Annotated in this window: 7 protein-coding genes; 3 read left to right on the top strand and 4 right to left on the bottom strand. The window is 69.1% G+C overall.

Annotated elements, in window-relative coordinates; genetic code table 11:
* Positions 1–630, top strand: a 630-nt coding sequence (locus K9U41_RS20815) for an ATP-binding cassette domain-containing protein (protein WP_282642762.1), incomplete at its 5' end; no start/stop codon positions are given.
* Between the two features lie 213 nt (positions 631–843).
* Here the strand turns inward: K9U41_RS20815 and K9U41_RS20810 are convergent.
* Together K9U41_RS20810 and K9U41_RS20805 are read right to left on the bottom strand one after the other, a co-directional pair.
* The gene (locus K9U41_RS20810) at positions 844–1,749 is read right to left on the bottom strand and encodes an AEC family transporter (RefSeq protein WP_282642761.1); all 906 of its coding nucleotides are present in this window, start codon (positions 1,747–1,749) and stop codon (positions 844–846) included.
* Between the two features lie 3 nt (positions 1,750–1,752).
* Positions 1,753–2,922, bottom strand: coding sequence for a PLP-dependent aminotransferase family protein (locus K9U41_RS20805; protein WP_282642760.1), 1,170 nt, complete (start codon positions 2,920–2,922; stop codon positions 1,753–1,755).
* 85 nt (positions 2,923–3,007) lie between these two features.
* On the opposite strand from K9U41_RS20805, the gene K9U41_RS20800 reads away from it, so the two are divergent.
* Positions 3,008–3,907 (top strand): LysR family transcriptional regulator, encoded by a 900-nt coding sequence (locus K9U41_RS20800; RefSeq protein ID WP_282642759.1) that lies wholly within the window; start codon positions 3,008–3,010, stop codon positions 3,905–3,907.
* An 18-nt stretch (positions 3,908–3,925) separates the two neighbouring features.
* Here K9U41_RS20800 and K9U41_RS20795 read toward each other — a convergent pair whose 3' ends face one another.
* Together K9U41_RS20795 and hutI are read right to left on the bottom strand one after the other, a co-directional pair.
* Positions 3,926–4,822, bottom strand: coding sequence for an MBL fold metallo-hydrolase (locus tag K9U41_RS20795; RefSeq protein ID WP_282642758.1), 897 nt, complete (start codon positions 4,820–4,822; stop codon positions 3,926–3,928).
* Positions 4,819–6,087 carry an imidazolonepropionase gene (gene hutI / locus K9U41_RS20790; protein ID WP_282642757.1) on the bottom strand — a complete coding sequence of 423 codons (1,269 nt, stop codon included), beginning with the start codon at positions 6,085–6,087 and terminating at the stop codon, positions 4,819–4,821. Before hutI ends, K9U41_RS20795 begins: the two co-directional genes overlap by 4 nt.
* Before the next feature lie 436 nt (positions 6,088–6,523).
* Between hutI and K9U41_RS20785 the strand changes: the two genes are divergently transcribed.
* Positions 6,524–7,201 (top strand): TetR/AcrR family transcriptional regulator, encoded by a 678-nt coding sequence (locus K9U41_RS20785; RefSeq protein WP_282642756.1) that lies wholly within the window; start codon positions 6,524–6,526, stop codon positions 7,199–7,201.
* Positions 7,202–7,244 lie beyond the last annotated feature (43 nt).

Below are 7,244 nucleotides of genomic sequence, written 5' to 3'. Positions count from 1 at the left end.
ATCGGACCGAGCGGCTCGGGCAAGTCCAGCCTGATTGCCCTGGCGCTGCGCTTCCGCACGGCGGACCCGGGGGCTCTCGCCTTCGGCGGGGCGCCGGTGGAGGCGTATGAGGCGGACGCCCTGCGCCGGCGCATGAGCGTGCTGGCCCAGCAGGACCACCTGTTCTCCGCCACCATCCGCGACAACCTGCTGATCGCGGCGCCACAGGCCTCGCCCGCTGACATCGAGGCGGCCTGCGCCCGCGCCGGCATCCTGTCCTTCATCGAAGCCCAGCCCGACGGGCTTGAGACCTTCATCGGCGCCCACGGGGCAAAAATCTCGGGCGGGGAGGCCCGCCGCCTGGGCCTTGCCCGCACGCTGTTGAAGGATGCGCCCATCGTCATTCTCGACGAGCCCACCGAAGGCCTCGACGCCGACACCGAGAGGCGCGTGCTCGACACCGTGCTGGAGGCCACCCGGGCGCGCGCCCTGCTCCTTGTCACCCACCGCCCGGCGCGGCTCGAAGCCATGGACGAGATCATTCTCATGGCGGCCGGGCGCATCCTCGCCCGCGGCACGCCGGCCGAAATGACGCCATTCATGGCGGTTGCCGAGCCGGAGGCCGACCGGCCGGGCGGCGGATCGGCATGAAGCACGGCGCCCCACCAGCTTTGACGCCGACACGCCGCGCGAGCCCCCCGGAGTCCCGCGTCGCGGTGATGGAAGCCCGCGCCGCCACCTCAAGGACATCGGGCCTCGCCCCAGTCGCGCCGATGGCGAAGGACGGCATGATGTGCGCAACACCCCAGCCGCTTCAAGGGGCATGCCGGACCGGATGGAACGGCTCTCAAGGCCGGGGACACGTCACGCGGCTCCGTTCAGGAACACCAGCCACAGGGGCAGGCTGACGCAACCGACCAGCGTGGACTGAGCGATGAGGGTGGCGACCGCTTCCCTGTCGGCACCGAAGACGGACGCCAGCACATGGGCCGCGGAGGCCGTCGGCAGGGCGGCGAAGAGGGTCAGCACCGTAGTGCGGACCGGATCGATCCCGATGGCCGTGGCCAGCGCCCAGGTGGCGGCCGGCAGGATCAGCAGCTTGATGGCATTGAGGGCGGCGGAAAAGCGGTTGACCCTGGCGAGCGCGCGCCAGTTCAGCGACGCGCCGATGGACAGGAGCGCAATGGGGATGGCGGCCATCGCCAGCATCCGGACCGGCTTGAGCAGGAGCGGGGACAGCTCCACGCGCAGCATGGAGAGCGCCATCCCCGCCACACTGGCGACGAAGAAGGGGTTCGTCACGATCTGGCGGATCATCTTCGGCACGGACAGGGCATGCCCGCGCGACAACGCGCCGATGGCGAGCACGTTGGCGAGCGGCACCGCCATGCCGATGGCGATGGACATGAGGGCGCGGTGGGTCTCGGGCAGCGTCTGCACGGCCACGAAGGCCAGAGCCGTGTTGAAGCGCCAAGCCGTCTGCCACAGGCCGGCGAAGTCGAGGAAGCGCTCGGGGCCGAGCCGCCGCAACGGCCAGGCGAGGCAGAAGCCGAGGCCGATGATGAGCCAGACGCCGATGCCGACCACCAGCACGTCGCCCGCATCCGGGGCCTTGCTGAGCGCCGCGGTGAAGATCAGCGCCGGGAAAAGCACCTGGAAATTCAGCTTGTCGATGCCCTTCCAGGCGTCCGAGGACAAGGTCAGGCGCAAGGCGCCGCCGAGCGCGATCAGGCTGAAGTCTGGCAGCAGCGCGAGCAGGATCTGGAACATGGCTCAGCCCCGCGCGGCCGCAACGAGACGATCCGCGGCCACCGGCACATCGGCATCGGCGAGCCCCACGAAGCACAGGCGCATCCGGTCGGCGAAGCCCGCATCTCCCGGCTGGAGCGCGAAGGCCGCCCCCGGCGCGTACATCACGCCGCGGGCAACAGCCCGGTCGAACAGGCCGTCGCGCACCGTACCTTCCGGCATCCGCGCGAACACGAACATCCCGCCATCCACCGGCGGCATGAGGAAGCCCGCCGCCGCAAGGCGCCCGGCGAGGGCATCGTAGCGCGCCGCATAGAGGCCCCGCACCCGCGCCACATGGGCATCGAGCCGACCAAGGCGCAGGTAATGCAGCGCCACGCGCTGGGCCAGCGAATTGGGCTGGAGGTCGCTCGCCTGGCGCGCCTCCTGCATCGGACCGGCGACGGCATCCGGCGCAACCGCCCAGCCGAGGCGCAGCCCGGGCGAGATGATCTTGGACAGGCTGCCGAGATGGATGACCGCCACGCCCGGCACCTTTGGCGCCAACGCCAGGAGGCTGGGTGGCGGCGGGACGCGGAACCACAGGGCACGGTACGGATCGTCCTCGATGACGGGGATGCCCCGCTGCGCGCAGAGCGCAAGCATCGCCAGCCGCTGCGTCCGGGTGAGCGTCTCGCCGGTGGGATTGCCGAAGGTCGGCAGGGCGTAGAGGGCGCGCACGTCCGGGGTCGCGGCCAAGGCCGCGGCGAGCCCCGCCATGGCCGTGTCGGCCGCATCAGTGCGATACCCCACGGTGCGCACGCCGACCGCTGCGCAGGCCGAGAGAACCGCCGGATAGACCGGCTCCGGCACCAGCACCGCGGCGCCGGGCGGCGCCAGCGTGCGGATGGCGAGGTCGATGCCCTGCTGCGCGCCGGAGGTGACCAGCAGGCGATGGCCGGCGGGGACCTCGGCGAGGTGCTCCTGAAGCGCTTCCAGAAGCAGCGGATCCCCGGCGCTCGGCCCGTAGGTCCACGCCGGGAAGTCGGCACCCGCCTTCGGCAGGGCCTCCGCGAGGCCCGCGTGATCGTAGGCGTCGCGGGAGGGATGCCCGCTGGCCAGGTTGAGCATGCCCGGCCGCGCCGCGAACGGGAAAAGGGCGCGCAGGGGATTGGCGGGAATACCGGCGATGAAGGGATTGAGGGCGATGCTCACGGGGCGGACCGGACGTTTCGGGTGACGACAGGCTTATTCTTGATCAGAATGAAATGGCATAATCCAATAACCCTTGGTTATTCAGATGGCCGCTGCCCCCTTCGATGCCGTTCCCCTGCTCGCCATGCGCCTGTTGCCCCTCGTGGAGCGGCTCGGCAATCTGACCGAGGCGGCCCGGGCCCTCGACGTCAGCCAGCCGGCGGCGAGCAAGGCCATCGTCCGCGCCGAGGAGATCTGCGGCCTTGCCCTCATCATGCGCGGGCGCCGGCCCATGGTACTCACGGCGGAAGGCCGCATCCTGGCGGAACATGCCGAACGGCAGGATGAACTCGCCCGCCTGACGGCCCGCCGCCTGGACGATTGCAGGGCGCAGGGGGATGGCCTGGTGCGCATCGCCTCCTTCGGGGCGTCCGCCTCCACCCACATCCTGCCGCAGCTCGTTTCGGCCGTGAGCCATCGCTATCGCAAGCTCCAGATCGAGATCACCGAAAACACCGACCAGCCGACCTTGCAGGCGCTCCATGACGGCCGCGTCGACTTCGCCACCATCGTGGAGACCGAGGACCCGGACCTTGAGCTGCTGCCCCTCAAGCAGGATCACCTGATGGCGCTGGTGCGGACCGGCGACCCGCTCGCCCGCCGCCGGACGCTCGACGCGCAGACGCTGGCCGCGGTGCCCTTCATCATGACCAAGGGCGGCAGCGAGCCGCTGGTGCGCGCCTGGCTCGCCCGTGGCGGACACGAGCCCATGATCCGCCATTCGATCCAGCAGATCACCTCCATCCTGGCCCTGGTGCGGGCCGGCATGGGGGTGTCGATCATCGCCGAGACCGCGGTGCCGGAGACCCATGCCGGGGTGACGGTGACCCCGCTTGAGCCGAGCTTTCCCCGGACCCTCTGCCTGGCCCGGCGCGCGGGGAGCTTCGCCTCCCACGCGGCCGAAATCGTCTGGCGCATGGCCGCCGAACGGGCCATTCCCCGCTGAGCGGCGGCCCGCGTCGCCTCACGCCCCCTTCGGCATGGCCTTCATGTCCGGCTTGTCGAAGGCGACCTTCTCCCCGAAGCAGAAGACGCGGCGGGTCTGCGCCTTGACGAACGCGGGGTCGAGCCGCACCGCGCCCGCGTCCGCCCAGATGGCGTCCGGGCGCGCCTTCACCCACGGATCGGGGGGAAGCAGGGTGGAGCCCCGCGTGGTCACGTCCCAGATGCCGTAGTGATGGGGCACGACGAGGCGCGCCTTCAGCCGCTCCGCCACCGCATCCGCCTGCGCATAGCTCAGGACGTGCTGCGAGCCGTCCACGGGGAGCAGCAGGATGTCGATTTCGCCGAGTTTCTCCCACACGCTGTCCGGCGGGTTCGGCCGGTTGTCGCCCCAATGCAGGATCCGGAGGCCCGCCACTTCGACGATGAGCAGGCAATTGTCGAACGAGCGCCAGTTGTCGGGCGGCGTGGTGCCCACATGGGTCAGGCGGCGGGTCATCTCCGCCCAGTCATAGGCATTGTGCCGGCTGTCGCTCACGTGCTTGTCGGCGATGCCGGTGATGGTGACATCGGCGAAGCTGTAGGTTCCGATCAGCCGGTCCAGGATGACGTTGGCGCTGAGCTGATGCAGGCCATCATGGTCGAAATGGGCATGGGTGGAGAGGGCCACGTCCACCTGCGTCTTCGGGAAATCGTAGAGGTACCAGTCCCACGTCCCCCAGGGCGGGTTGCGCCAGGGGTCGAGCATCAGCGTCAGCCCACCGGGGGTCGTGATGCGGAAGGCCGAGCCGCCGAAGAAGGCCAGCTCGATGGATCCGTCACCGGACGCCGCCGGCCCGGTCTCCTGAAGCTCGATCATGTGGTTGTGGTTCTCGGGCTGCCGCCACGCCCACAGCCCCTCGCTGCTCCTGTCCTTCATCGCTGATGTCCGTCCCTCGGGTTGAACTCCATCGCGTCCAGGAGGACGCGGCCTTTCTTGATCACGACCGCCGCCGCATTGGTGCCGAAGCGGAATGGGAGCTGGCGGAAGTCCGGCACGTCGAACACCACCAGGTCCGCCTGCTTGCCGGGCGCGATTGAGCCGATCCTGGCGTCGCGCCGGATCGCCTTCGCGGCATTGAGCGTGACGCCCAGCAGCGCCGCCTCGGGCGACAGGCCCGAAAGGCGGCAGGCGAAGCCCATGGTCACCTGCTGGGAGAGATGCCAGCACACCGGGCACAGGTCGGTGGCGAGGGCCACGTTGACGCCCGAGCAGGCGAAGCGGCGCGCATCCACGGGCCGGGGATGGCCCACGGCCCAGTCGAAGCCGGGAAAGAAAGCAACGCTGGTGCCGGCATCGGCCAGCACGCGCAGGTCGTCGTCGCCCAGCATGTTGCCGTGGTCGACCGAGGCCGCCCGCATCTCCGCCGCCAGCCGCGCGCCGCCGATGTTGACGCGTGCGTCGGTGTGCAGCTTGGCGGCGAGCCCCGCGTCGGCGGCAGCGGCGAGCACACGCCGGCACTCGTCGATGGTGAACACGTCCGGGTCCACATAGACGTCGCAGAATTCCGCCAGCCCGCGCCCGGCGATCGCCGGGATGGTGTCGGCGATCATCCGGTCCAGGTAGCGCGCCGCCCCCTCCCTCGGCCGCGCATGGGCGCCCAGATAGGTGCCGACGATCTCGACGCCGGTGACCTCCTCCACCAGCCGGGCCGCCTCCAGCGAGGCGATATCGCTGTCGTGGTCCAGCCCATAGCCGGACTTGGTCTCGATGGTGGTGGTGCCGCAGGCAAGCATGCTGCGGGCCCGGCGCAGGGCGGCTTCGGCGAGGCGTTCGGCCGGTAGCCCGGCATTGGCGGCGCGGGACGCCGGGACGCCCCAGGGAAGGCCGGCGGCGGTGAGGCCGGCATCGTCCAGCCCCCGGGTCCGGTGGAAATATTCGCTGGAGCGGTCGCCTTCGAAGATGAGATGGGTATGGCAATCCACCAGCCCCGGGGCCAAGACGCCGCCCCTGGCGTCGACCATGCGCGTTTCCGCACCGATCAACGGCAGGATGGCGGCCTGCGGCCCCACGGCCGCAATCTGCTCGCCCCGAACGGCGACGGCCCCGCCTTCCACCACCCCGATCCCGTCGGGCTGGCCCGGATCGCACAGCACCACTTGCGCGGCACCGACGATCACGAGGTCGGCGGCGGCCGTCCCCATGGATGGCGTGTCCTTTATCGGCGTCTCCCGAGCGAGCAACTTTTCCTCTCCATGCCTGAGGCGCGACACGTTCCAGGACTGACCATGGGCCGAAGCGAGGACATGATGTACACGGCACACGGCGCGGCATCAAACAAGCTTAAATAATGTTATTACTTACATATTCAGATTCGATAAGCTTTTCTGCGACTTTTATTCATATTCATGCCAAAATAATATAGGAATTGACGGCCATCTGTTTTCCATTTTGTCTAACGTGAACAAATGTTGATCACAATTATCTCTTCCGTAGCGGCACACAAGACCGCAGGGCGCCCCCTGCATCCGCCTGCGGGTGGGATGCGAACTGATGGCCGAAAAGGGCTGCGCATAAAACAAGCAGTCATGACTGTCTTTTTTGCGCGCGACCGGAACCGGCGCGTGTCAGGCTTTGACCATGGAAACCATACTCCTCAGAAACGAAGGCGAGACCGTCGACGGCCGCGAGCTGAAAGGCGCCGCCATGCGCGCCCGGCTGCGCACCGCGACCGAGGAACTCATCGCCGAAGTGGGTGTGAATGCCGCATCCGCCGCCGCCATCGCGCAGCGATGCGGCGTTTCCCGCGGCGCGATGCTGCATCATTACCCCACGCGCGACGAACTCATCATCGACACCGCAGCCCATTTCTGGCGGCGCGCGCAGGACATCGTAGCCGCGCTCGCCGACGACATGAGCGCGGGGCGCACGGATGTCACGGCCTTCGTTGAACGCCTCTACGAGGATGTGTTCCGGGCCAATGCGCTCGTCACCATGCTCGACCTCATGGTCACCGGCCGCGACACCCGGGTCGGCGAGGCGGTGGAGCAGATCCTCACGGACCTGTTCCGCTCCTACGAGAACCTGGGCGTCAAGGCGTTCGAGGTGTCCGGGCTGCCGCCCGAGCGCATCCACGTGATCATCACCCTCATCGTCTCCACCCTGCGCGGACTGCGCATCCAGGACAACATCCACCGGGACGAGGCCCGCGTGCGCGACGTGCTCGCCATGCTGGTGGATGCGGTGCAGACCATTCTCGAACGGGAAAGCGGCGCTGCGGCCAAGCCTCGGACAAGCTCCCCGCGGCGGCGGCCATGACCGGGACCCCCGCCCACGCCCCTGTCTCTTATACACAGCTGAC

The organism is Xanthobacter autotrophicus (genome assembly GCF_029991245.1).
Lineage (GTDB): Bacteria > Pseudomonadota > Alphaproteobacteria > Rhizobiales > Xanthobacteraceae > Xanthobacter > Xanthobacter autotrophicus_C.
The sequence above is the reverse complement of the archived record's forward strand: the minus strand, read 5'-3'. Positions and strand labels throughout refer to the sequence as shown.

What these genes read in the sequence shown, in the direction of transcription:
- K9U41_RS20810 (WP_282642761.1), bottom strand. Translation starts at nt 1,749, where the DNA reads ATGTTCCAGATCCTGCTCGCGCTGCTGCCAGACTTCAGCCTGATCGCG.
- K9U41_RS20800 (WP_282642759.1), top strand. Translation starts at nt 3,008, where the DNA reads ATGGCCGCTGCCCCCTTCGATGCCGTTCCCCTGCTCGCCATGCGCCTG.
- K9U41_RS20795 (WP_282642758.1), bottom strand. Translation starts at nt 4,822, where the DNA reads ATGAAGGACAGGAGCAGCGAGGGGCTGTGGGCGTGGCGGCAGCCCGAG.
- hutI (WP_282642757.1), bottom strand. Translation starts at nt 6,087, where the DNA reads ATGGGGACGGCCGCCGCCGACCTCGTGATCGTCGGTGCCGCGCAAGTG.
- K9U41_RS20785 (WP_282642756.1), top strand. Translation starts at nt 6,524, where the DNA reads ATGGAAACCATACTCCTCAGAAACGAAGGCGAGACCGTCGACGGCCGC.